The following is a 25,246-nucleotide window of genomic DNA, read 5'->3' as shown; positions in this document are numbered from 1 at the left end:
TGCGCTATTATATATGAGTGCTTAGGCACACGATAGTTTTTTCTTATGAAGTTTCAAAGCAAAGGGGTAATCACGCATGACGGAAATGCAGCAGTATGTAGAGGACATCCTCGCCTCTATCGAAAAGAAGGATCCGCAGGAGAAGGAATATCACAACGTGGTCAAGGAAGTCCTGACCTCGATCGTGCCTGTCTTGGAGCAGCATCCCGAGTACAAGAAGCACAAGATCCTTGAGCGCATGGTCGAGCCGGAACGCGTCGTCATGTTCCGCGTGCCTTGGGAGAACGACAAGGGCGAGGTTCAGGTCAACCGCGGCTACCGCGTGCAGGCGAACAGCGCCGTCGGCACCTACAAGGGCGGCCTGCGTTTCCATCCGAGCGTGACGCTCTCCATTTTGAAGTTCCTCGCTTTCGAGCAGACGTTCAAGAACTCTTTGACGGGGCTTCCCATCGGCGGCGCCAAGGGCGGCTCGGATTTCGACCCGAAGGGCAAGAGCGACAACGAGGTCATGCGCTTCTGCCAGAGCTTCATGACGGAGCTCTATCGCCACATCGGCTCGATGGTCGATACGCCGGCGGGCGACATTGGCGTCGGCGGCCGTGAGATCGGCTACCTCTACGGTCAGTACAAGCGCATCGTCAACTCCTTTGATTCCGCTGTCCTCACGGGCAAGGGACTCGGCTACGGCGGCAGCCTCGCACGCACGGAAGCCACGGGCTACGGACTCCTCTACTTCATGAAGGAGATGCTCGAAGACAACGGCAAGAGCCTTGAGGGCAAGACCGTCGTCGTCTCCGGCTCGGGCAACGTCGCGACGTATGCGATTGAAAAGGCCATCGAATTCGGCGCAAAGCCCGTGACCTGCTCCGACTCGAACGGCTACGTCTACGACCCTGAGGGCATCGACCTCGCGCTCGTCAAGGAGATCAAGGAAGTGCGCCGCGGCCGCATCAAAGAATACGTCGAAAAGCGTCCGAATGCCGAGTACCACGAGGGATGCCGTGGCGTCTGGACGGTCAAGTGCGACATCGCCTTGCCGTGCGCGACGCAGAGCGAACTTGACATCGAGGGCGTGAAGGCTCTCGTGGCGAACGGCGTCATGGCCGTCGGCGAAGGCGCGAACATGCCGACGACGCTCGATGCGACGGAATACCTCTTGGAAAAGGGCGTCCTCTTCGCCCCTGCGAAAGCTGCAAACGCCGGCGGCGTCGCCGTATCCGCGCTTGAGATGAGCCAGAACTCCGAGCGCCTGCACTGGACGTTCGAGGAAGTCGACAATCGCCTCAAGGGCATCATGAAGAACATCTATCAGAATTCCAAGAAGAACGCGGAGAAGTACGGCATGAAGGGCAACCTCATCGCCGGCGCCAACATCACGGCATTCCTTCACGTCGCAGACACGATGGTCGCACAGGGCATCGTCTAATACTGACCTATCCAAGAAGCAAGCCCGAAGGGCGCGCTGATTGGCCAATAGGCCGTATGCGAAAACGTCCCGCAGGTCAAGCCAAAGGGCGCAGATGCGCAGCTAACGTTGACCGACACTGAGGCTTCTATAAAATAACAACAGCCCGATGGGAATCTTCCCGTCGGGCTGTTGTTTGCTCTGTTGCCTTATCCTTTGAACCTGTCATGGCAATGCCGCTGCCTTTCCAATCGTACACATGGGAAACACTTTCCCTTCCGTGTCGAGCACAGCAAAGCCATGAATCACGCAATGCTATAGCTGTGCAAGTCTTGTATCGTCCCAAGTTTTCACGGCAGCATGAACATGAAATTCCATAAAGACGATTCTTCAAAAATCTCAGAAAGTCTTATTCAGTTTTTATATAATTACAAACGTTTTGTGTGCATAGCGTAGACAATAAATTTTTATAATGAATAATAGTTGATTGAAGTTTCTCCGTAGGACTTTTTCTCTCGTTTCCACGATGAACAAGCAAGATACATACAAACTTTCCTGCAGGGCTTTTTTTTTTCATGCCTTTACGATATAATAAAGAAGAAAACGAAAAAGTGAACCACATTCGTAATTTGGAAGGACTCTCAAGATTTGGACATGTATCCGATTGACCTGCGCCTTGAAGGGCGCGCCGCGCTTGTCGCCGGCGGCGGAGCGGTGGCGCATCGCAAGGTCGCAGGGCTGCTTGCAGCAGGAGCGGCTGTGACCGTCGTCGCGCCGGAGCTCGTGCCGCCCTTGGCGGCGCTTGCAGCCGACGGGCGCATCACTTGGCTGGCGCGGCTTGCGACGGCGGAGGTTTTCGCATCGCTGCCGCGTGCGCTCCTCGTCTTCTGCGCGACCGACAACCGTGCGGCGAATGCCGCCTTCGGCAAGGCGGCGAAAGAGGCCGGCGCTCTCGTCAACGATGCGACGACGCCCGGGCTTTGCGACTTCTTCCTGCCGGCGGCTTTGCGAGACGGCGATCTCCTCGTCACGGTATCGACGGGCGGCGCATCGCCCGCACTCGCCCGCACGCTGAAGAAGCGGCTCGCCGCTCGCCTGGGCGCGAGCTGGGGCGACTGGCTCGAAAGGCTCGCCGGGCTGCGCGAGGAAGCGAAGGAACGCATCGAAGGAAGTGCAGGACGCGAGACGTTTTGGCGCGCGGCTCTTTCGGAGCATATTTTAAATCTTGTCGAAGAAGACAGACTGGATGAGGCGGAGGCAGAGATAAGACATGCACTTGATTGTTTTGGGACTGAATCATAAGACGGCGCCCGTGGATGTGCGCGAGCGGTTTTCCATACCGAAGGACGCCATCCGCAAGGGGTTCCAGCATCTGGCGGAGTATGCCGATCTCCTTGAAGCGGTCGTGCTCTCGACGTGCAACCGCAGTGAGATTTACGCGGTGACGGCGGACGATGCACATGCGGGTGAGGCCGTGCGCCGCTTTTTCTTCGACCTCACGGGAAACGACGAGGACATCGAAGAATACCTTTACATGCACGAGGACGAAGAATGCATCCGCCACCTCTTCCGCGTGGCGGCGAGCCTTGATTCGCTCGTCCTCGGCGAGGGGCAGATCCTCTCGCAGGTCAAGCAGGCGTACGCGCTCGCACTCGAAGGCCACGCGACGAGCACCGTGCTGAACACGCTGTTTCACCGTGCGATTGCGACGGGAAAGCGCGTGCGCACGGAAACGCGCATCGCGTGGAGCGCCGTGTCCGTCAGCTACGCGGCAGTCGAGCTGGCGAAGGACATCTTCGGCACGCTCGACAAGTCGAGCGTCCTGATTTTCGGCGCGGGAAAGATGGCGGAACTGACGGCCGAGCATCTCGTCTCGCACGGCGCGAAGAAGCTCTACATCGCGAATCGCCACATGGAAAAGGCCGAGGACTTTGCCGCTCGCTTCGGCGGCGAAGCCGTGCCTTTCGAGCGCGCGATGGAAAAGGCGGAGGACGTCGACGTCGTCGTGACCTCGACGGGCGCACCGCACTACGTCGTCAAGGCGTGGGAGACGCGCCACCTCATGACGCAGAGGAAGGGGCGGCCGCTCGTCTTCATCGACATCGCCGTGCCGCGCGACGTCGATCCCGAGGTCGAGGAAATCAAGGGCGTGAAGCTCTTCAACATCGACGCCTTGGAAGCCGTCGTCGACGATCACATGGAGGAGCGCAAGCAGGAGGCGGTCGAGGCCTCGCGCATCGTCGAGGAGGAGATTGTTTCCATCGAGAAGCGCTTCCAATACCTCTCGTGCCGTCCGCTGATGGCGCTCCTCTCCGAGCGCTGCGAGCGCATACGATGTCGTGAGATGCAGCGTGCGCACACGAAGCTGCCCGAACTCACGGAGGAGCAGCAGCGTGCCGTTGACCACATGACGCGCATGATCGTCCGCAAGATCCTGCGCACGCCGATGATGAAGCTCAACGCATCGGCGGGGACAGCGGACGAGGCATTCTACATCGAGGCGATGCGAAGCCTCTTCAAGCTTGATACGATAGGGGAGACGGGAACTTGTGAAGAAAGACACCATCGTTATAGGTACGCGCAGCAGTAAGCTCGCGCTCTGGCAGGCGGACTATGTAGAGGCGAAGCTCCGGGAGAGATACCCGGAGCTTCATGTCGTACAAAAGCGCATGACGACGAAAGGCGACCGCGTGCTCGATGCGCCGTTGGCGAAGATCGGCGGCAAGGGGCTTTTCACGAAGGAGCTTGAGCAGGCGATGCTCGCGGGCGAAATCGACCTCGCCGTGCACAGCCTCAAGGACATGCCGACGGAACTGCCCGAAGGGCTCATGCTCGCTGCCGTGACCGAGCGCTTCGACCCCGGCGACGCCGTCGTGAGTCCGCGCTATCAAACGCTCGCGAACCTTCCCCAAGGCGCGAAGGTCGGCACGTCGAGCCTTCGCCGCCGCGCACAGCTCCTCGCCAAGAGGCCCGACCTTGAGATCGTCAGCCTGCGCGGCAACGTGAACACGCGCCTCAAGAAGCTCGAAGAAGAAAATTTCGATGCCATAATCCTCGCCGTCGCCGGACTCAAGCGATTGGGCTTCCATGACCGCATCACCGAGATCCTGCCGCGCGAAATCTGCCTGCCCGCCGTCGGACAAGGCGCACTCGCCATCGAGGCGCGTGCGGACGACGAGGCGACGCTTTCCCTTATCGCCTTCCTCGACGACGCGGCGACGCGTGCGGCGGCGAGAGCGGAACGCGCCTTCCTCGCACGCGTCGAGGGCGGCTGCCAGGTGCCCGTCGGCGTCTACGCCGAGGCAGCGGACGAGGCGCTCGAAATGGAGGCGGTCATCGCCTCCATCGACGGCGAGCGCCTCTATCGCAAAAAGAAGGCGGGCAGCGCCCTTGACGCCGAGAAAATCGGCCGTGCGCTCGCCGAAGAACTGCTCGCCATGGGCGGCAAAGAAATCCTGCAGGAACTCGGCCTGCTGCAACCGTAAGGAGGAAAGCGAAGCTATGGTATATCTTGTCGGAGCCGGCCCCGGAGACCCGGGGCTTTTGACGGTCAAGGCGCACGCGTGTCTGAAAAAGGCCGACACCGTCGTCTATGACTACCTCGCAGACAGCCGCATCCTCGCGCTCGTGCCGGAAGAAGCCGAGCGCATCTACGTGGGAAAAAGTGCGGGCAACCACGCGATGAAACAGGAAGACATCTCGAAGCTCCTCGTCAAGCTCTCGCGCGAAGGAAAATGCGTCGTGCGCCTCAAGGGCGGCGACCCCTTCGTCTTCGGGCGCGGCGGCGAGGAAGCGCTTCTCTTGGCGGAAAATGGCCTGCCGTTTGAAATCGTGCCGGGCGTGACTTCTGCCATCGCCGTGCCCGCCTATGCGGGCATCCCCGTCACACATCGCGGCGTCGCCGTCTCCTTCGCCGTCGTCACGGGGCACGAAGACCCAACGAAGGAAGCCTCGGGGCTAGACTGGCAGAAACTCGCGACGGGCGTCGATACGCTCGTCTTCCTCATGGGCGTCGGAAACCTTCCCGCCATCACAGCCGAACTCATGCGCCACGGCCGTGCCGGCAATACGCCCGCCGCCGTCATCCGCTGGGGCACGCGCCCCGAGCAAGAGACGCTCATCACGACCGTCGAAAACGCCGCTGACGATGTGGCGCGAGCCGGACTCAAGCCGCCCGCCATCTTCCTCGTCGGCGATGTCGTGCGCTATCGCGAAAAGCTGCGCTGGTTCGACGCGCCCGAGAGGCGCCCGCTCTTCGGCAAGCGCGTACTCGTGACGCGTGCGCGCGCCCAAGCCTCGAAGCTCACCGAAGGCCTCGAAGCGCTCGGCGCCGCGTGCCTCGAAGTGCCCGCGATCCGTATCGCAGAGCCTTCCGACGGCGGCGCGGCGCTCTGTGCCGCCATCGCTCATGTCGCCGACTACGACTGGCTGATCTTCACGAGCGCGAACGGCGTCGAGCATTTCTTCCGCGCCCTTGACGCCGCGGGCAAGGATGCACGCGCCCTCGCCCGCGCCAAAGTCGCCGCCATCGGCCCTGCGACAGCCAACGCGCTCGCCGCCTGCGGCGTCCGCGCCGACTGCGTGCCCGGCGAATACCGCGCCGAAGCCGTCGTTGAAGCCCTCAAAGGCGATGTGCGAAGCGGCACGCGCATCCTCCTCGCACGCGCTGAAGAAGCGCGCGAAGTGCTGCCCGAAAGCCTCAAGGCACTCGGCGCAGAGGTCACCGTCGCCGCCGCCTACAGCACAAAGCAGGCAGAGGCCGACGGCGCTGCTCTCGCAAAAAAACTCACGAGCGGCGAGATCGACATCGTGACTTTCACAAGCTCTTCGACGGCAAAGAACCTCTGCGCCATCCTCGGCGGCGCAGAGCCTTTGCAGCATGTCAAGTGCGTCGCCATCGGCCCCATCACGGCGAAGACGTGCGAGGCTCTCGGCATAAAGCCCGCGGCCGTCGCCAAAGAATACACGATCGAAGGACTCATCGAAACCATCAAGGAGATGCTGTTATGCTGAAGCAAACCCTTCGTCCGCGCCGCCTGCGCAGGACGGCGAACATCCGCGCCATGGTGCGCGAGACGGAGCTTTCCGTCCGTGATTTCGTCTACCCCATCTTCGTCGTGCCCGGCGAGAATATCAAGGAGGAAATCCCCAGCATGCCGGGCTGCTTCCACCTCTCCGTCGACCGCGCCGTCGAGCAGGCGAAAGAACTCGCCGCCCTCGGCATTCCCTCCGTCGAAGTCTTCGGCCTGCCCGAGTACAAGGACGAGATCGGCTCTTCGGCATGGGACGCGAAAAGTCCCGTGCAGCAAGCGATCCGCGCCATCAAACAGGCGGAGCCGGAGCTTGCCGTCGTCGGCGATGTCTGCCTTTGCCAGTACACGTCGCACGGCCACTGCGGCAAGCTATGCGGCCACGAAGTCGACAACGACGCGACGCTGCCGCTCCTTGCCAAGACAGCGGTCAGCCAGGCGGAAGCCGGCGCCGACATCGTCGCGCCGTCCGACATGATGGACGGACGCATCGCCGCCCTGAGAGAAGCCTTGGACGAAGCCGGCTTCTCCCATGTCTCCATCATGAGCTACACCGTCAAGTACGCTTCGGCGTACTACGGCCCCTTCCGCGACGCTGCGGACTCCGCGCCCTCCTTCGGCGACCGCCGCGCCTACCAGATGGATCCCGCCAACGCACGCGAGGCGATGAAGGAAGTCGCGCTCGACCTCGCCGAGGGCGCGGACATCATCATGGTCAAGCCCGCGCTCGCCTACCTCGACATTGTGCGCCGCGTGCGCGACGCCATTGACCGCCCCGTTGCCGTCTACAACGTCAGCGGCGAATACGCGATGGTCAAGGCGGCGGCAGCGAACGGCTGGATCGACGAAAAGCGCATCGTGCTCGAAACGCTCACAGGCATGAAGCGTGCGGGCGCCGACATCATCATCACCTACCACGCGATCGACGCGGCGAAGTGGCTTCAAAGCTGAAAAGGAGCGAAATATGCTGAACTTAGAAAAATCCCTGGAAGCGTTTGAAGAAGCGAAAACCCTCATGCCGGGCGGCGTCAACAGTCCCGTGCGCTCCTACAGAAACGTCGACTGCAATCCGCCGTTTATCGCGCGCGGCGAAGGCGCGCACATCTTCGACATCGACGGCAACGAGTACGTCGACTATGTGCTTTCGTGGGGTCCTCTCGTCGCCGGACACGCGCATCCCGCCATCGTAAGCGCACTGGCTGACGCCGCCGCACGCGGCACGAGCTACGGTGCGCCGACGACGCTCGAATCCGACCTCGTGCGCCTCGTGCAGAAGGCCTATCCTTCCATGCAGCTCGTGCGCATGGTCAACTCCGGCACGGAAGCGACGATGAGCGCGCTCAGACTTGCACGCGGCTTCACGGGACGCTCGAAGATCGTCAAATTCGTCGGCTGCTACCACGGCCACAGCGACAGCCTGCTCGTCGACGCCGGCTCGGGGCTTGCGACCTTCGGCGTGCCGTCGAGTCCCGGCGTGACCGAGGGCGTCGCCAAGGACACGATCACCGTGCCGTTCAACGATACGGACGCCATCACGCGCGTCATGACGGAATACGGCAAAGACGTCGCCTGCATCATCGTCGAGCCTGTCGCGGGCAACATGGGCTGCGTCCTGCCCGAAAACGGCTACCTCGACACCTTGCGCGCGCTGACCGAAAAGCACGGCGCACTCCTCATCTTCGACGAGGTCATGTGCGGCTTCCGCGCCTCCCTGGGCGGCGCACAGGCAGCGTACGGCATCACGCCCGATCTCACCTGCCTCGGCAAGATCATCGGCGGCGGCCTGCCTTGCGCGGCGTACGGCGGCCGCCGTGACATCATGGAGCAGATCGCGCCCGCCGGTCCCGTCTACCAGGCAGGCACGCTCTCGGGCAATCCGCTCGCCATGACGGCGGGCATCGAAACGCTCAAGCTCATCTTGAAAGAGCCCGAACCCGGAGAAGCCGATGCGAGCCGCGCGCTCACCTTGAAGACGAAGAAGCTCGTCCTCGGCCTTGAATCCGCCGCACGCGAGGCGGGTGTCAAGATTCAGGCGCACCAGGCCGGCTCGATGTTCAGCATATTCTTCAGCGCGGGCATGGTCAAGGACTACGCAAGCTCCGCCGCTTCGGATCAGGAAGCCTTCAAGGTCTGGTTCCGCGCCATGCTCGAACAGGGCATCTACCTCGCCCCCTCGCAGTTCGAGACGCTCTTCCTTTCGCTTGCCCACACGGACGAAGACATCGACCGCACGATTGCTGCAGCGGAGAAGGCGTTTGTCGAGGTCAAGTCGAAAAAATGATAAAATGATATTGTATGAAATGAACTAGGAAAAAACCGCGGTTTTTTCCTAGTTCATTTCACAATTAAGAAGAATATGCTCTTTTTTCCCAGTTCATTCTACTTCTAAGGAAGTGCTGCTTGAGAAGGCAAATATGAACCAAGTAGCTCGATTATTCATGAGTATTCACACAATTGAATGCAGTAACACTTTAGTAAAGAAATACCCTAATGAATATTTAGAAAAATCAACTTTGTTAACAGGAGAACAACATGAGACTATGGCATGAAAAACTTATCCACTTATTGCCCAAAAACCAGCTTCTTGGACAACATAGGGAATGTTGTGCTCTGAGGGGCAATGGATGGAAAAAGAAACATAAAACTGTGGACTATGTGTTTACATATTCCCCGTATCATCTTTTTATTTACCATGTATTGGTTATGGAGGAGATGGAAAAAAGAGGATATCATGTTTCTGTGGAATGGAAAGATAAAAATTATAGAGGAAGGACAGCAGAAAAGTACGATAATCTTAACGAGGAAATTATAGGCAGTCCAATTTACAAAGAGCATAATATTGAATATCTGACTGATTGCATAGAAAATTTAAGAGATAAAGGTATACATTTAAAAGTATAGAACTCAAAAATAAAACGCAAAAGGAAGTGTTGCAGGCAGTTCGGCGCGCCCATCGCCGCGTGAAGGGAGATTTCACGCAAATGTTTAAAAGCATTACGGCAGACAATGGTTCAGAGTTTTTGGATGGAAAAGGGCTGCAAAAGGCAGCAAAGTGCGATGAAGTGTACTACGCACATCCCTTTAGCAGTCGGGAGCAACGAGAATGGGAACCGTATTTTGCGCAGATTTTTGCCGAAAGGAACCGATTTCAGCCCCCTGAAACCAAGAGAGCTGAAACGGATCGAAGATTGGGTTAACAACTATCCGCGCAAAATCTTCGATTATAAGACTGCAAATGATATGTATGCTGCGGCTGCATAAGTTACCAAAGTTTGGCAGAACGATGCGACAATTAAACTTGCAATCTTCCCTCGAATCCCCGCATGCAAGAGTTTCGTGACAGATTGCACATTTTGCTCTATAATAAAAGAAACCGTGCAGGCCGCCGCTCGCCTCTGTGCGCCGTACCAGCACAAATGTCCAGCAAAGGGGAAACATCATGGATAAAGAACAATTCCTGCACGTCTACCGCCACTCGTTGGCGCATGTGCTTGCAAAGGCTGTCATCGAAGTTTTCGGCAAAGAGACACAGTACGCTATCGGGCCGGAGATTGCCGACGGCTTCTACTACGACTTCCTGCTGCCGCGCGCAGCGACGAACGACGACCTCAAGACCATCGAAGAGAAGATGAAGGAAATCTTGAAGCGCAAGGAAGATTGGAAGCGCGAGGAGATTTCCAAGAAGGATGCGCTCGAACTTTTCAAGAATCAAAAGTTCAAGGTCGAACTCATCGAGGATCTGCCCGACGACGAGATCCTCACGACATACCGCACGGGCGATGACTTCGTCGACCTCTGCCGTGGGCCGCACGTCGAGAATTCCGCCGCACTATTGTCTGTCGCCTGGCAGCTTCGCTCCATGTCCGGCTCCTACTGGCGCGGCGACGAGAAGCGCGACCAGCTCACGCGCATCTATGCCTACGCCTTCCCGACGAAGGAGGAGCTCAAGGCGCACCTCGCGTTCATCAAGGACGCGCAGGAGCGCGATCACAAGAAGATCGGGCCGCAGCTCGACCTCTTCATGTTCGACGAGACGGCGCCCGGCATGCCCTACTGGCTGCCGCGCGGCTGGAAGCTCTTCAACGCGCTGCTGGAATTCTGGCGCGGCATCCACGAGGCGCACGGCTATCAGGAAGTTTCCGCGCCCGTCATCAACAACAAGCGCCTGTGGGTCACGAGCGGCCACTGGGCGCACTACAAGGAAAACATGTTCCTGATTCCGGGCGCGGACGGCGACATCGAAGCGGACGACACCTTCGCGATCAAGCCGATGAACTGCCCGAACGCCATCAAAATCTACCAGCGCAAGACGCGCTCCTACCGCGATCTGCCGATCCGCTACAACACGGTCGACGTCATCCACCGCAAGGAGAAGTCGGGCGAGCTCAACGGCCTCTTCCGCGTGCAGCTCTTCCGCCAGGACGACGACCACACCTTCCTCATGGAAGACCAGATCGCCGCTGAGATGGGCGACATCATGGACATCGCCGACGAGATCTATTCGACGCTCGGCATGAGCTGCAAGGCGGAGCTTTCGACGCGCCCCGACGACTTTATGGGCGACATCGAGACTTGGAACGTCGCGGAAAAAGAGCTCAAGGCGATCCTCGATCGCAAGTACGGCGAAGGCAATTACGAGGTCAACGAGGGCGACGGCGCCTTCTACGGCCCGAAGATCGACCTCAAGATGAAAGACGCGCTCGGCCGCGAGTGGCAGGTCGGCACCTTGCAGCTCGACTTCCAGCTGCCGCAGAACTTCGACCTTAAGTACATTGCCAAGGACGGCAGCCACAAGCAGCCCGTCGTGCTGCACCGCGCCATCTTCGGCTCGATGGAGCGTTTCATCGGCGTCCTCATCGAAAACTTCAAGGGCGCATTCCCCTTCTGGCTCAGCCCCGTGCAGGTCGGCATCGTGCCGATCCGCCCCGAGCACAACGACTACGCCAAGAAGGTCGCGCAGAAGCTCTTCAAGAGCCGCGTGCGCTTCGAGGTCGACTACGCCGACAAGAACATGCGTGAGAAGATCAAGGGCTTCAAGCACTACAAGGATCCCTACATCCTCGTCTTAGGCGACAAGGAAGCCGAGGAAAACACCGTCTCCATCAACGTGCGCGGCACGAACGAGCAGCTCAAAGATGTGCCGCTCGACACCTTCATCGAGATGTGCCGCACGATGAACGAGGAGCACAGCCTAGAGCTTATGACGAAGGTTCCCGAATAAGCTCTCGCACAAACACATAAATGCAAAATGCCCCATCCGCCGCAAAATGCGGCAGATGGGGCATTTTTGTATGCTTGCGCAGCTGAATCATGCATCAACACGATGCAAGCATCCCTATTCTAGCTTCGGTCGCTCGCCAGCGCCAGTGCATACACAGAGCCTGCACCCGCCTTTTTCAGCACGGCGGCGCAGGATGTGAGCGTCGCCCCCGTCGTCAGGATGTCGTCGAGCAGCACGATACTTTTCCCCGCGATTTCTCCCGCGCCGCCTTTCCCCGCCTCGGAGAGAGAGAACGCGCCGCGCACATTTTTCCTGCGCTCCTTCTCGCCCAAGCCGTACTGCGGCACGGTCGAGCGCATTCGCGTCAGCAAGGGGCGTACGGGGATGACCTTCGCCTTGAGCCACTCGGCGAAGATCAGCTCGGCCTGATTGAAGCCGCGCTCCTTCTCTCGCGCTTCATGGAGAGGCACATAGACAGCAAGGTCGGCGACAAGAAATTGCTCCGGCAGTTTCGCCGCCGCCAGAGCCGCGTGGATATAGGGCAGGACGCCGCGCCTGCCGCGATACTTGAGGTCACGAATGAGCGTGCCGAGTGCGCCGCCGTAGAAGCCGACCGCCCACGCATCATCGAGCGCGGCGAGCGCTTCTGCCGAAAGTGCAAGGCGGTGCGGGCGCACCGTGCGCGAAAGACATGGCGCACACCAGCCGCCGCGCCTCTCGCAGTAAGCGCCACAGGCCGGGCAGCGTGCGGGAAAGACGACGGAAGATACGGCGTCCGCCAAGGCGGCGAGCCATGCCGCGCCCCTCACGAGAGCAGCGGACTCTCGCCGCCCGCGCCCGCAAGCCTCTCGGCGAGCAAGGTGTAGCGCCTGCGCGTCCTATCGTTCGATACCGCCGTGAAGACAGCCGCCTTCGAGCCGAGCAGCACGACCTTCTTCTTCGCACGCGTCACCGCCGTATAGAGGAGATTGCGCTGCAGCATGATGTGATGCGCAGCGACGAGCGGCAGGACGATCACGGGGTACTCGCTGCCCTGGCTCTTGTGCACGCTCATGGCGTAGGCGAGCGTGAGCATCATGAGTTCATTCGGCTCGTAGTCCGCTGTCAGTTCGTCGGAATAGCGCACCTTGACGCCGTCCGCCGACACCTCGCGGATGAAGCCGATATCGCCGTTGAACACGCCCTTCGTGTAGTCGTTCTTCGTCTGCATGACCTTGTCGCCGACGCGCAGCGTGAGCGTGCTGTTACGAAACTCCGCCTTTTCGGGCGCGGGCGGGTTGAGCGCCGCCTGCAGGAGGCGGTTCAGATTGTCGACGCCGCACGGCGTGCGGTGCATGGGCGACAGTACCTGCACCGCGTCCAGAGCGGAAAATCCCTCGCGCGGCAGCTCCTCGCGGCACAGCGCGACGATGCGCCGCGCCGCCGTCTCCTCGTCGGGCATCTCCAGGAACTCGAAATCGCCGCCAACAGCGAACTGCGGCATGCGCCCGCGATTGATCGCGTGCGCGTTCAGGACGATCGTTCCCTCGCCGCTCTGGCGAAAGACTTCCTTCAAGCGCACGCTCGGCACAGCGCCCGAGCGCAGGATGTCCTTGAGGACGGCGCCGGGGCCGACGGCAGGAAGCTGGTCGACATCGCCGACGAGGATGACGCGCGCGCCCTCGGGCACGGCTTCAAGGAAATGCTCCATGAGCACGATGTCCATCATCGACACCTCGTCGAGGATGATGGCGTCGGCGTCCAGAGGATCGTCCGCGTCCTTCTCGAATACGGGCGAGCCGTCGGCCTCTATGCCGCCCTGTGCGCCCAGAAGCCGATGCACCGTCTCCGCCTTGCGCCCCGTCGCCTCTGCGAGCCGCTTCGCCGCGCGTCCCGTCGGCGCACCGAGGAGCACGGAGAGCCCCTGGCTCTCAAGAACTGCGATCATGCCGCGCACGACCGTCGTCTTGCCCGTGCCCGGGCCGCCCGTCAGCACAAAGACCGCATGGTCGAGCACGGCGGCGACAGCCTGCTGCTGCTCTGCGGCGAGCGTGATGCCCGCCGCCCGCTCCCAGTCGGCGACGATGGCCGCCGCCCTTTCTGCGGGCAGCACGGCGGCCTTCTGCTGCAGGAAGAAAAGCATCTGTGCCGTGCGCTTCTCCGCGCGGTAGAGCCACGGCGGATAGATGAGCGTCTCCGCGCCGACCTCCTCGAAGGCGAGCCGTTCGGCGGCCAAGGCTTCCTTCAAGACCTCGCGCACCTCCTCCGTCGGCGTGCCGAGGAGCTTCGCCGCACGCTCCGTCAAAGCGGGCGCAGGGATGCAGCAATGCCCCTGCTGGGAGACGGTGAGGAGCGCATGGCCTAGCCCTGCCTCGATGCGTTCCTTGCTGTCCTCGGCGATCCCTGCGCTCTTGGCAATCGCATCCGCCGTCAAAAAGCCGATGCCGGCGATGTCGCGTGCCAGACGGTACGGATGCTTCTCCATGACCTCGATGGCAAAGGAGCTGTACGTCTCGAAGATGCGTGCGGCGTACGCGCCCGAAACGCCATGCATTTCGAGCCACAGCATGATCTCTCTTAGCTCTTCCTTCTCCATGTAGGAAGCGTGGATCTTCGCTGCCGTCTTCTTGCCGACGCCCGCGACCTCGGTGAGGCGCGAGGGCTTCTTCTCGATGATCTCAAGCGTCTCCTTGCCGAACTTCTGCACGAGGCGGTGCGCCATCGCCTCGCCGACGCCCGCGATCGCGCCCGACGCAAGGAAGCGCTCGATGCCCGCGAGACTCGTCGGCGCAGAAACGCGAAGCGTCGCCGCCTTGAACTGCTCACCGAAGCGCGGGTGCTGCACCCACTCGCCCGAAAGCGCAATCTCCTGCCCCACGAGCGGTGCGGGCGCGTTCGCCGTCACCGTCACGAGTCCGCGCCGCCCCGATGGCCGCAGGCGAAAGACCGTGAAGCCCCCCTCGGGCGCGGCAAAGACGACGCTTTGTGCCGTCCCTTCGAGCGTTTCCATGCTGCACCTCCTGTCCCTTGGCGGCTCTTTTCCTTCCTGCGCTTCGCTCCGCGCAAAGGCTCAGTCTCGCCGCGGGCATTTCCCTAGTCGGCGAGCGCTTCCCAACGCGCGTAGCGCTCCTCGATCTCCTGCTCCTTCGCCGCATACAATTCGGCGATTTCCGCGCTCTTTTCGGGATCGCCCTGCACCTCGGGCCGATTCATCTCGAACTCCAATCCCTTGAGTTCCGCCTCCGCCATGGCGATCTCCGCCTCGGCGCGTGCGAGCATCTCGGTGCGCTTGGCGTCCGACAGAGATGCGAGGCGGCGCTGCTCCTGCTCCTTGCGGGCGGCAGCGCTTTCCTCTGCCGTCTTAGAAGCATCTGCACCGCTCGCCGCGCCTGCGGCAGTACCCGCCTGCATCGGCGACACATCCGATGCCGCACCTGCCGCCCGCCGCATAGCGGAGGTTGTGCTTTTTTTTGCCGCCTTTTTCGCGCCGCCCGCCCTTTCCTCAGCGGCTTCGGCGGCTTCCTTCTCCTCGATTTCCTTCTTCATGCGGTAGTAGCTGTAGTTTCCCTCGTACTCGCGCAAACTTCCCGCTGCCAGCTCCGCCGTCGTGTTCGCGACCTTGTCGAGGAAGTAGCGGTCATGCGAGACGACGACGAACGTGCCGGGAAATGCCATCAGCGCCTCTTCGACCGCTTCGCGCGCAGGAATGTCGAGATGGTTCGTCGGCTCGTCGAGCACGAGGAAGTTCGCGCCCGTGAGCATGAGCTTGAGGAACGCCAGACGCGCCTGCTCGCCGCCCGAGAGATCGCCGATGCGGCGAAAGACCTCGTCGCCGTGGAAGAGGAACGCGCCGAGGTACTTGCGCGCCTCGTCCTCTGCGATGCCGAAATCGTAGTTGAGCTCGCCGACCAAGGTATTCTCGGGATTCAGCCCCTCATGCTGCTGCGAGAAGTAGCCGATCTTCACGCGGCTGCCGATCTTCACGCGCCCCGTCTGCGCCGCAAGCTCTCCCAGAAGCACGCGCAGGAGCGTCGTCTTGCCCGCGCCGTTCGGGCCGACGACGGCGATGCCGTCGCCCTTGCGGACAAGCAAGGAGAGATGCGAAAACACGGTGCGGCTGCCAAAAGCGAAGGTCACATCCTCCAATTCCGCCACGCGGTCGGCGCACTCAGCGGGCGGATGAAAGGCGAAGTAGCTGAAGCTCGCCTTCTCCGCCGGCAGCACGATGCGTTCCATACGGCGCAGCTGGCTCTCGCGCCCGCGCGCCTGCTTCGCCTTGATGCCCGCGCGGTAGCGGCGGATGTACTCCTCCGTGCGCTTGATGTGCTCCTGCTGCTTCTCGTAGGCGGCGAGCAGCGACTTCTGCCGCTCGGCGTGCACCTTCTGGAAGTAACTGTAATTTCCCGCGTACGCGGTCACCGTGCCGCCCGAAAGATCGAGGATGTGCGTCGCCACGCGGTCGAGGAAGAAGCGGTCGTGCGAGATGATGATGACGCCGCCCGCATACTCTGAGAGGAAGTCTTCGAGCCACTCGATCATCTTGATGTCGAGATGGTTCGTCGGCTCATCGAGAAAAAGGAAATCCGGCTCGCGCAGCAGCGCCTTCGCGAGGCATATTCGCGTCCTCTGCCCGCCCGAGAAGTGATGCACATCTTTCTCGAAGTCCTCCGCCGTGAAGCCCAGGCCAAAGGCGACGCGGCGGATGCGGCTCTCGAACGAATAGCCGCCGAGCCGCTCGAACTCGTCGACGACGCGCCCGTAGAGTGCGAGCTTCTCCTCGCTCGATGCGGCGGCGATCTCCTTTTCCAATGCACGCTTCTTCTCGCCGAGGTCGATGACGTCGGCAAAGGCACGACGAAACTCCTCGTAGAGCGTGCCCTCGCCGAACGCCGCCTGCTGCTCGACATAGCCGATCGCCGCGCCGTCGTCGAGCTGCACGCTTCCGGCATCCGCCTCCTCCTCGCCCAGGAGGCAGCGCATCAAGGTCGTCTTGCCCGCGCCGTTTGCGCCGACAAGACCCGCGCGTTCGCCGCGACGCACCTCGAATGATACATCATGAAAAATCTCTTTCACGCCAAACGATTTGGCAAGCCCGACTGCCTTCACCTAAAACTCCCTTTTCCCCATGGCGCACGCATACGTTTCGCCCCCATCTGCACACAGCGAGGGACTTTAGGAATCACTGATAAATTCAGCGACCTCATTTTATCAGCGCTTCCTTTATTTCATCCGTGCTTTCCTGACAACAATGATTTGCAAAATAACTTTATCGCTTCACATAATCCCTGCCGATGTTCACGAGCGCCTCGTCCTTCGCGCCGCCCTCCATGAGGATGCATGGAAACGGCATGCCGTAGAAGAGGTCGACCGTCCTGCCGCCCGCCGTGATCGTCGTCTGCGCTCGGTCGCTCCTCTTGCCCGTCTCGACGCTGCGGATGACGAAGCCCTTCGCCTGCAGGATCGCCGCGACCTCCGCTCCCGCGCCCGTGATGCCGCTCGAATTGACGACCGTGACGGCGACCGCACTCGGTGCGGGCGGCTTCGTCGGCTCTTCCTTCTTTTTTGCCGCGTTCTCGCCCGATGCACCCGCACCTTCACCCGTCGTTTTTGCACCCGCCTGCTGCGGCTCGGCGTCGTCGAAGCGGAAGCCCTCGGGCATGTCCGCCTTGTACTTCGCCGCATAGCTCTCGGCGCGCTCCGCCGCCTCGCCTGCAAACGGGACGCCCGCCGCGCGCGCCGCCATGCGGCGGATCTCCACGATGTCGGGAATCCAATAGCTGACGCCCTTGAACCAAGCGGGATTGCCCGGCGCCATCTCCGCCGCCAGCCCGTCTTCCTGCACCTTCTTCATGATCTGCAGGAACTTGATCATGTCGCCCGTGTCGAGATCGGTCTTGACGCTCTTCGCCACTTCGCTCACGATCTCGGGCAGCTTCGCGAAGATCTCGGGCGAGGTCACCTTCTGCAGAACCGCACGCATGAAGCGCTGCTGGCGGCGGATGCGCCCTATGTCGCCCTCCATGTCACGATAGCGCACATACTCGATCGCCTTCTCGCCCGTCATGTGCTGCATGCCCGGGTAGATGTCGATGACGAGTCCGCCGTCGTCATCCCAAGGGTCTTCGTAGTACATACGCTTCTCCACGTCGATGTCGATGCCGTCCAAGGCGTCGATGATGCGCTCGAAGGCATGCACGTCGATGAGGATATAATAGTCCATCGGCACGTCAAGCAGCTGCTCAAGCGTCTTCTTCGTCAGCGCATAGCCGCCATAGGCGTAAGCGGCATTGATCTTGTCGTAGCCTGCCCCCTCGATGGCGACGCGCGTATCGCGCGGAATCGAAAGCAACGACGCCGTCCCCTTCTCGGGATCGACCGTCGCGACCATCAAGGTGTCGCTTCGCCCCACATCGTCCTTTCGCTCATCGACACCCAAGATCATCACGTGGATCTCGGAACTTCCTGCGATCATGCCGTCCGCCGTCGTGCGGCGCACGAGGCCGCTGCCGAAGAAATGCGCCGCAGCCGCCGCGACTGCAGCGACGAGCAAGACGGCAACGAGGATCCCGATGCGCCGATAACTGCGCTTCTGCTCCAAAACTTTCCCTGCTTTCCTTATCGAATACAGACAGCTGCCGCCGTCTGCCTTCATACTCATATAGTTCAATACAGCAGTATAGCAAAAAAAGCCCGAAGCCGCAATAAAAGGGCGCAAGGGGACAAAATTTGACAAGATACTGATAAATCGCTATAATGAATCCAAAAGTCTATCTTATGCAAAAGTCTTGGGTTTTTAGTCCCAGAGGAGGAAAATAATGTTCAACAAAAAATCTTCGCGCCATTCGCTGGCGCTTTTCGTCGCCCTCGCCCTCGGCAGCGGCGCGTTGCTTGCGCCATCAACGGCGGGCGCTGCCGATGTCAGCGGGCAAAATGTGGAGATTGACGATGCACATGCACCAAGCAATAACGCCGAACACCCCGGAGGCGGAGCCGCTTTCGGTACAGCCGCAGGTTTTATCAAGGACGAGCATGACAATGGCAACGTGAAAGACAACACGCTGACCTTCAAAAACCTGTCTTATAACAAGTACCTGTATGGCGGTCTCACGTTCGGCACGGGAAATGTGACGGGCAACAAGGTGTTCGTCGATCCGGCAACCTCGCCGCACCAATCAATCTCCGACGGAATCTTCGGCGGTGCTGCCAATAACGGTGGCAATGTCACGGACAATCATGCCACATTCAACGGTACCCATCTCAACGGCGACTTGGTCGGCGGTATGGCGACTGATGGCGGCACAGGAACCGTCAAGAAAAACACGGCGACGCTCAAGGGCGGCAACGTGCATGGAAGTATTTACGGCGGCACGACAGGAAATCAGGCGAGCGGTGACGTGCTCGAGAACGAAGTGCTCATCGAAGGCGGCATCGTCACAGGCACAGGAAATGTCTACGGTGGCTATACCGATGAGAACAGCAATGTGAAAGGCAACACCGTCACCATCAAGGGCGGCATCCTGAACGGGATCTACGGTGGCTATTCCAGCGGCACGGGAGAAGTATCGGGCAACACCGTCAACCTCGGTGACGGCACGGGCGCCATGGCGGCAGGCTACGCGATCAACGGCACGCTTTTCGGTGGTCAAAATACTACCGATCCGAGCAAGGTGTCGAACAATACGCTCAATGTCAATACCAATGCCGTAGCGCACAATATCAAGAATTTCTCGACAATCAATTTTAACTTTAACGCTTATACGAATACGACCCAATCCTTGCTTACTCTGAATGATTCCCATGGAACGACTATCGAGCGCTTGAGCGACCTCAAGTTAAAGGATGTCCCGCGCGGGTCCGGCACGCTGATTGAGAACGCTTCCGGTCTTACCATCAATTCATACAGCGGCACACTGAAATTGACGGCAGAAAAAACAGAAACCATCATCGACAAACAGGGAACGACCAAGATCGGTTACAACGCCTATCAATTCAGAGATTCGACTGAGACACGCTCAGAAGGACTGGAAGTATGGGGTGGACGCTCTACCATCGGCAACACGACAACGAAAAATACAGTTACGCTGAACGGCAACTATACCGGCAGGAATGCCTATGGTGGACGAACCGACGGAACAGGATCGACGGCAACAGGAGAAGATGCCACGAACCACAGCATTGAGAACACGATCACACTCGATGGTGCAGGGTCCATCGTGAACAATATGACTGGCGGCATGACACTCTCAGCTGGCGGCAAGGCCACAGGCAACCGTGCTGTATTGAAAGCCGGTACGGTAAACGGTTCTCTGACCGGCGGCTCTGTGGGCAGCAGCGGCGGCGATGTCACAGGCAATTTCGTCGACGTTAACGGCGGCACAGTACACGGCACAACCTACGGCGGCTATGCCAGCGGCACAGGCAAAGCGGAGCACAATACCGTCACACTCACAGGCGGCACTCTAAACAGTGATATTTACGGCGGCGTTGCTTCTAGTGGTGCAGCAGTAAAGAACATCGTCAACATCACAGCCGGCTCCGCAGCGGGCCACGATGTCTACGGCGGTTTCTCTACGCATGGCGACGCAACGGGCAACACGGTCAATATCACGGGCGGCTCGGTACGCAATGTGGATGGCGGACGTTCTCTAAACGGTCATGCGACGAATAACATCGTTAATATCGGCAGCGCAGACGCCGCCTTCGGCGGAAGCATTACCGGCATTATCAACGGTGGCAGCGGAACCACCTACGGGAATGACTACCGCACAGGCAACACGCTGAACGTCAAGGGCAATGTGAGCGCCGCCAATATCAGCAATTTCGCCGAAATCAACTTCTATTTCAATTCGCATGTAAATCAGTCCAATTCCTTCCTGACCTTGAGCGATGCAGGCGGAACAACGCTCCATAGTCTCAGCGACCTCAAGATAAACGGCGAACACGGGCGCAAAGGCACGCTGCTGAAAAATACCGGCGGCACGATCACGATCTCAGACGGCAATGCTCGCCTTGTCAAGACGAACGAAAACAAGGAACTCGTCCTTGCCAAATCCTCAGACAGCAAAAGCATCACCTACGAAGGCTACGCGTTCGCCCATCAGACCGCACCAACGACTGTCACCGAAGGCGGAACGACAAACACATGGGGCGGTCGCTCCATCGGCGGCAACTCCACGCGCCACAACAAGATCACCGTTGCAAGCGGCACGCATACGAACATCTATGGCGGTTGGACAGCAGGCTCGGGTACGACTGCGGAAGACAAAGACAACAGCTATGAGAACGAAGTCACGCTCGACGGCGCAACGACAGGCAACCTCTACGGCGGCTATACGGACAATGCTGCTGGAAAAGCTGAAAAAAATATCGTCACGGTGAAAAGCGGCACGGTAAGCACTGACCTCTATGGCGGGATCGCCAACAAAACCACTGGAACAGGGCATGTCAAAGAGAACATTGTGAACATCTCCGGCGGTACGATCAACAATGTCTACGGCGGCTACAGCGCAGGCTCGGGCGAAGTCTCTGGCAACAAAGTCACCGCCACAGGCGGCACAGGCTTCAACGATGTGCGCGGCGGCTACTCCACGAGCGGCGCAGCGAACGAAAACAAAGTCACGCTCGGCGCAGTCTCCACAGGTGCAGTCACGGGCGGTCACGGTGCGACCGCGGCAGACGGCAACGAAGTCACGCTTACAGGCACAACCGTTACGGGCGATGTCAAAGGCGGCGAAGGCGCGACAACGAAGAAAAACATCGTCAACTTGAACGGCGGCGTGACCATCAACGGCGCACTCAAAGGCGGCACGGGTACGCCCGGCGCGGCAGGCGAGGAAAACAAGCTGAACGTCAAAGGCACGAACTCGGCGCAAAGCATCTCAAACTTCCAGAAGCTGCACTTCGACACAACGGGTGCGACAGCAGCCAATCCCCTGCTGAATATCACAGGCGGCGCAACAAACCTCGACTGGAATACCCTTGACGCCAGCGGCACCTCGGTCAACCGTACGACGCTCCTCAAGAACACGAACGGCATCCACCTCTCGAACTACACCGCCGGCACGGTGAAGTCCAAGATCAACGAAGCCGGAACAACGGAGTACAACATCGACGTTGCAAAAACAGGCACCCTTACCACGGACATCACCTACCAAGGCTATCAGTTCAAGGGAAAAACGACCGCGACGACCGAGGGCACAGACACCTACGGCGGGCGCTCCAAGGCGGGCAACACGACCACGGAGAACGAACTCACCGTCGATAGCGGCAGCCATACGAACATCTATGGCGGCTGGACGAGCGGCGCAGGCTCAGAGGCGGCTGCAGACAAGCAAAAAGACAGCACGAACAACAAAGCCACCGTCAAAGGCGCAGCGACCGCCACAGGCAATGTCATCGGCGGTCTGACCGAAGTCGCCGACGGCAAAGCGACGGGCAACACCGTCACCGTTGAGAAAAACCTCGCCGCCAACATCATCGGCGGCAAGGCAGCATCGGGTGAAGCCTCGGGCAACACCGTCAACCTCGCCAACGCCACCGTCAACTCTGTCACAGGCGGTGACGGCACGACGACGAACAACAACACGGTCAATCTCAACGGCAGCGCGCAGGTCACAGGCGCACTCAAAGGCGGCTCGCAGGCAAGCGGCACAGGCAATACACTCAACGTCAAAGGCAAGAACAACAAAGCGGGCAGCATCGAAAACATCCAAAAGATGAACTTCGACGCGACTGGCCTTGCCAAAGACGACACGATGCTTGAGGACACGAACGCTGCCGGAACCAATGTCGACTGGGCGAACCTCAAAGCATCGGGCACAGCGGCGAAACCGCTCACGCTCCTAAAGAACACGCACGGCATCAACCTCACGGGCTATACGGGTGCAGCAAAATCTGAGACGGGAGAAACGACCGAGACGAACATCGACGTCCGCAAGACAGGCACACGCATCACCGAGATCACCTACGAGGGCTACCAGTTCAAGGGCGTGACGCAGGCGACGACCGTCACGGAAGGCGCTGTCACAGACACCTTCGGCGGCCGCTCCAAGGCGGGCAACTCGACGCGTGAAAACACGATCGAAATCGCGAGCGGCACACATACGAACGTCTACGGCGGCTGGACAAGCGGCTCCGGCTCGACGGCGACGGACAAAGACAACAGCTACAAAAACACCGTCACCGTCAAAGGCTCGGCAAACGTCACAAATACGCTCTACGGCGGCTATACCGAAGCGGCGGGCGGCAAAGCAACGGAAAACACCGTCACCGTTGAAGCGGGCGCAACTGTACAGAATATCATCGGCGGCAAGGCAGCGGCAGAAGCCTCGAACAACACCGTCAACCTCGCCAATGCCACTGTCAACTCTGTCACAGGCGGCGACGGCGCGACGACGAACAACAACATCGTCAACCTCAAGGGCAACGCGCAAGTCACAGGCGCACTCAAAGGCGGCTCTGCCGCAAACGGCACGGGCAACACGCTCAACGTCACAGGAACAAACAACAAGGCGGGCAGCATCTCGGGCTTCCAGAAGCTGACCTTCGATACGACGAACGCCGATGCGAATCCCATGCTCCAAGTCACGGGCGGCGCGGCGACCGATGTCGATTGGACGAACCTCACAGCGACGGGCGCGGCAAGCGAGACGCCAAAGACGCTCATGGAAAATGCCGCCGGCATCAACACCAACGGTCGCACGGGCGACGCCGTGAAATCCGAGCTGAACACCGACGCCACGATGGAGACAAACATCGACGTCGTCAAGTCGGGCAGCACCGTCACAAAGCTCGTCTACGAGGGCTATACCGTCAAAGGCTCGACGAAAACGACGACCTACGGCGCAGATACATGGGCAGGCCGCTCCAAGGCGGGCAACACGACGCAGGACAACACGCTCACGCTCGATGATGCGAGCAAGTCCTATACGAACGTCTACGGCGGCTGGACGAGCGGCACAGGCACAAAAGCCGCCGCCGACAAGCAAAACAACAGCCTGAACAACACCGTCAACTACACGGCGGGCACGCTCACGGGCACGCTCTACGGCGGCTACGCCGCAAACGGCGAGGCCTCGGGCAACACCGTGAACCTCGGTGCAGGCACGAGCGCCGCCAACATCTACGGCGGATTCGGCAGCGTGACGAAGAACAACACGATCAACCTCAAGGGCGCACGCGTCACAGGCATGGTCTATGGCGGCTCGGCGACCAACGGCACGGGCAACACGCTCGCCGTCTACAAGCCGTCCGAGGTGCAGAACTTCGCAGGCGTGCAGAACCTCCACTTCCACACCGACGAACTGACGGCAGGCAACACGACGCCCCTCTTGAAGCTTGGCACGACGACGAAGGACATTCGCGGGCTGAACATCGGCGTCGATCGCAGAGGCGATGCGCCGAAGCTCAAAAAAGGCGACAAGCTCCTGCTCATGAAGACCGCCGGCGGTGATCTCACGACCGACGACAAGATCGAAAACAAGATCGAAGGCAAGCAGGGCATGGCACGCCGCTATACCTACGAAATCAAGAAGGAAAACACTGGCGAACTGACCGCGACCGTCACACAGGCAGGTCTCGGCGACGATGCAAAGTCTCCGGTAGAAACGCGTGCAGGACTTTCGAACCTTGTCAACCAAGGCGCGGATTACATCGTCGAAAGCGGCATATCGGCGGCCGAAACGGCGCTCCGCGCCGATGCAGGCAGCTCCGCGAAGTCCGACAAGAGTGCACAGCGAAAGACGGCAGTCTCAGACAACGCATCCTATCAGCTCTGGGCAGGCGTAGGCGCAAACACGATGCGCGTCGAGAGCGGCTCCCACGTTGACTCAAAGGGTTGGAGCCTCGGTGTCGGCTGGGCGCGTGAGGACGAGATGAAGGACGGCGCAAAGCGTCTCTTCAGCCCCTTCGTCGAATACGGGCGCGGCTCCTATGACTCCTACCTCGACAACGGTGCGCACGGCAGCGGCACGATCGGCTACCTCGGCATCGGCGTCCTCGGAAAACTCACGCAGAAAGACGGGCTCTGGCTCGAAGGTTCCGTGCGCGGCGGGCGCGCCACGAGCGACTATCAGCTCCACGGCTCAAGCGACGCCAACTACGACGGCTCGAACACCTACTACGGCATTCACCTCGGCATAGGCAAAACCGTCGAGCTGAAAAAAGACTCCGCCATCGACGCTTATGCCCGCTACTTCTGGTCGCACCAGAACGGCATGTCGGTGAAACTCTCTTCGGGTGACGATTACGACTTCGCATCTGTCGACTCGCACCGTCTGCGCCTTGGCTTCCGCTACAGCCAAAAGGATCAACAGCAAGGCGAATTCTACACCGGCCTTGCCTGGGAGTACGAATTTGACGGTGAAGCACGCGCAAGCATCGGCGGCGACGCCGCACCCAGCCCCTCGCTCAAAGGATCGAGCTACATGCTCGAACTCGGCTACCGCTTCTCGCCCGAGAACAGCCGCGTAAGCTACGACCTCCACCTCAATGGCTGGCAGGGCAAGCGCAAGGGCATCACGGGCGGCGCATCCGTCAAGTGGGCGTTCTGACAAAAACAAAGGCATCTCAAACAGCAAGAAGGGCAGTTCCCCTCGACACATTCGTCGAGGG

Annotated in this window: 15 protein-coding genes; 11 read left to right on the top strand and 4 right to left on the bottom strand. The window is 60.1% G+C overall.

Going from position 1 to position 25,246, the window contains the following annotated elements; all coding sequences use genetic code 11:
* Nucleotides 1-76: 76 nt before the first annotated feature.
* From gdhA to thrS, 10 genes are all read left to right on the top strand, one after another.
* Nucleotides 77-1,426 carry an NADP-specific glutamate dehydrogenase gene (gene gdhA / locus SELSP_RS01825; protein WP_006193682.1) on the top strand — a complete coding sequence of 450 codons (1,350 nt, stop codon included), beginning with the start codon at nt 77-79 and terminating at the stop codon, nt 1,424-1,426.
* Nucleotides 1,427-2,059: 633 nt separating this feature from the next.
* The gene (locus SELSP_RS01820) at nt 2,060-2,707 is read left to right on the top strand and encodes a precorrin-2 dehydrogenase/sirohydrochlorin ferrochelatase family protein (protein ID WP_041409340.1); all 648 of its coding nucleotides are present in this window, start codon (nt 2,060-2,062) and stop codon (nt 2,705-2,707) included.
* A complete protein-coding gene (gene hemA / locus SELSP_RS01815) occupies nt 2,676-3,995 on the top strand; it encodes a glutamyl-tRNA reductase (protein ID WP_006193691.1) in 1,320 nt (439 codons plus the stop codon). Before SELSP_RS01820 ends, hemA begins: the two co-directional genes overlap by 32 nt.
* A complete protein-coding gene (hemC, locus tag SELSP_RS01810; RefSeq protein ID WP_006193692.1) occupies nt 3,955-4,890 on the top strand; it encodes a hydroxymethylbilane synthase in 936 nt (311 codons plus the stop codon). Before hemA ends, hemC begins: the two co-directional genes overlap by 41 nt.
* A gap of 16 nt (nt 4,891-4,906) precedes the next feature.
* Nucleotides 4,907-6,418 (top strand): uroporphyrinogen-III C-methyltransferase, encoded by a 1,512-nt coding sequence (cobA, locus tag SELSP_RS01805; protein ID WP_006193694.1) that lies wholly within the window; start codon nt 4,907-4,909, stop codon nt 6,416-6,418.
* Nucleotides 6,412-7,386, top strand: coding sequence for a porphobilinogen synthase (gene hemB / locus SELSP_RS01800; protein ID WP_006193697.1), 975 nt, complete (start codon nt 6,412-6,414; stop codon nt 7,384-7,386). Before cobA ends, hemB begins: the two co-directional genes overlap by 7 nt.
* Nucleotides 7,387-7,399: 13 nt before the next feature.
* Nucleotides 7,400-8,716: a glutamate-1-semialdehyde 2,1-aminomutase gene (gene hemL / locus SELSP_RS01795; RefSeq protein ID WP_006193699.1), complete on the top strand. Its 1,317-nt coding sequence runs from the start codon at nt 7,400-7,402 to the stop codon at nt 8,714-8,716.
* Nucleotides 8,717-8,967: 251 nt separating this feature from the next.
* Nucleotides 8,968-9,336, top strand: coding sequence for a TIGR02328 family protein (locus SELSP_RS01790; protein ID WP_006193700.1), 369 nt, complete (start codon nt 8,968-8,970; stop codon nt 9,334-9,336).
* Nucleotides 9,337-9,416: 80 nt separating this feature from the next.
* A complete protein-coding gene (locus SELSP_RS01785) occupies nt 9,417-9,632 on the top strand; it encodes a hypothetical protein (RefSeq protein WP_037367860.1) in 216 nt (71 codons plus the stop codon).
* A gap of 242 nt (nt 9,633-9,874) precedes the next feature.
* On the top strand, nt 9,875-11,656 hold the full coding sequence (thrS, locus tag SELSP_RS01780) for a threonine--tRNA ligase (protein WP_006193702.1): 1,782 nt from the start codon (nt 9,875-9,877) through the stop codon (nt 11,654-11,656).
* Nucleotides 11,657-11,775: 119 nt separating this feature from the next.
* Here the strand turns inward: thrS and SELSP_RS01775 are convergent, their stop codons facing one another.
* From SELSP_RS01775 to SELSP_RS01760, 4 genes are all read right to left on the bottom strand, one after another.
* Complete coding sequence (locus SELSP_RS01775) at nt 11,776-12,465, bottom strand: ComF family protein (RefSeq protein ID WP_013740559.1); 690 nt, start codon at nt 12,463-12,465, stop codon at nt 11,776-11,778.
* On the bottom strand, nt 12,462-14,645 hold the full coding sequence (gene recD2, locus SELSP_RS01770) for an SF1B family DNA helicase RecD2 (RefSeq protein WP_006193704.1): 2,184 nt from the start codon (nt 14,643-14,645) through the stop codon (nt 12,462-12,464). Before recD2 ends, SELSP_RS01775 begins: the two co-directional genes overlap by 4 nt.
* Nucleotides 14,646-14,728: 83 nt before the next feature.
* Complete coding sequence (locus SELSP_RS01765) at nt 14,729-16,741, bottom strand: ABC-F family ATP-binding cassette domain-containing protein (protein WP_006193706.1); 2,013 nt, start codon at nt 16,739-16,741, stop codon at nt 14,729-14,731.
* 160 nt (nt 16,742-16,901) lie between these two features.
* Nucleotides 16,902-18,293: an LCP family protein gene (locus SELSP_RS01760; protein WP_006193708.1), complete on the bottom strand. Its 1,392-nt coding sequence runs from the start codon at nt 18,291-18,293 to the stop codon at nt 16,902-16,904.
* A gap of 157 nt (nt 18,294-18,450) precedes the next feature.
* On the opposite strand from SELSP_RS01760, the gene SELSP_RS01755 reads away from it, so the two are divergent.
* Complete coding sequence (locus SELSP_RS01755; protein WP_006193709.1) at nt 18,451-25,185, top strand: autotransporter outer membrane beta-barrel domain-containing protein; 6,735 nt, start codon at nt 18,451-18,453, stop codon at nt 25,183-25,185.
* The last annotated feature ends 61 nt before the right edge of the window (nt 25,186-25,246 follow it).

It is taken from the genome of Selenomonas sputigena ATCC 35185 (assembly GCF_000208405.1).
Classification (GTDB): domain Bacteria; phylum Bacillota; class Negativicutes; order Selenomonadales; family Selenomonadaceae; genus Selenomonas; species Selenomonas sputigena.
Note: the sequence above shows the minus strand (reverse complement) of the source record. Positions and strands in the feature narration are given on the sequence as shown.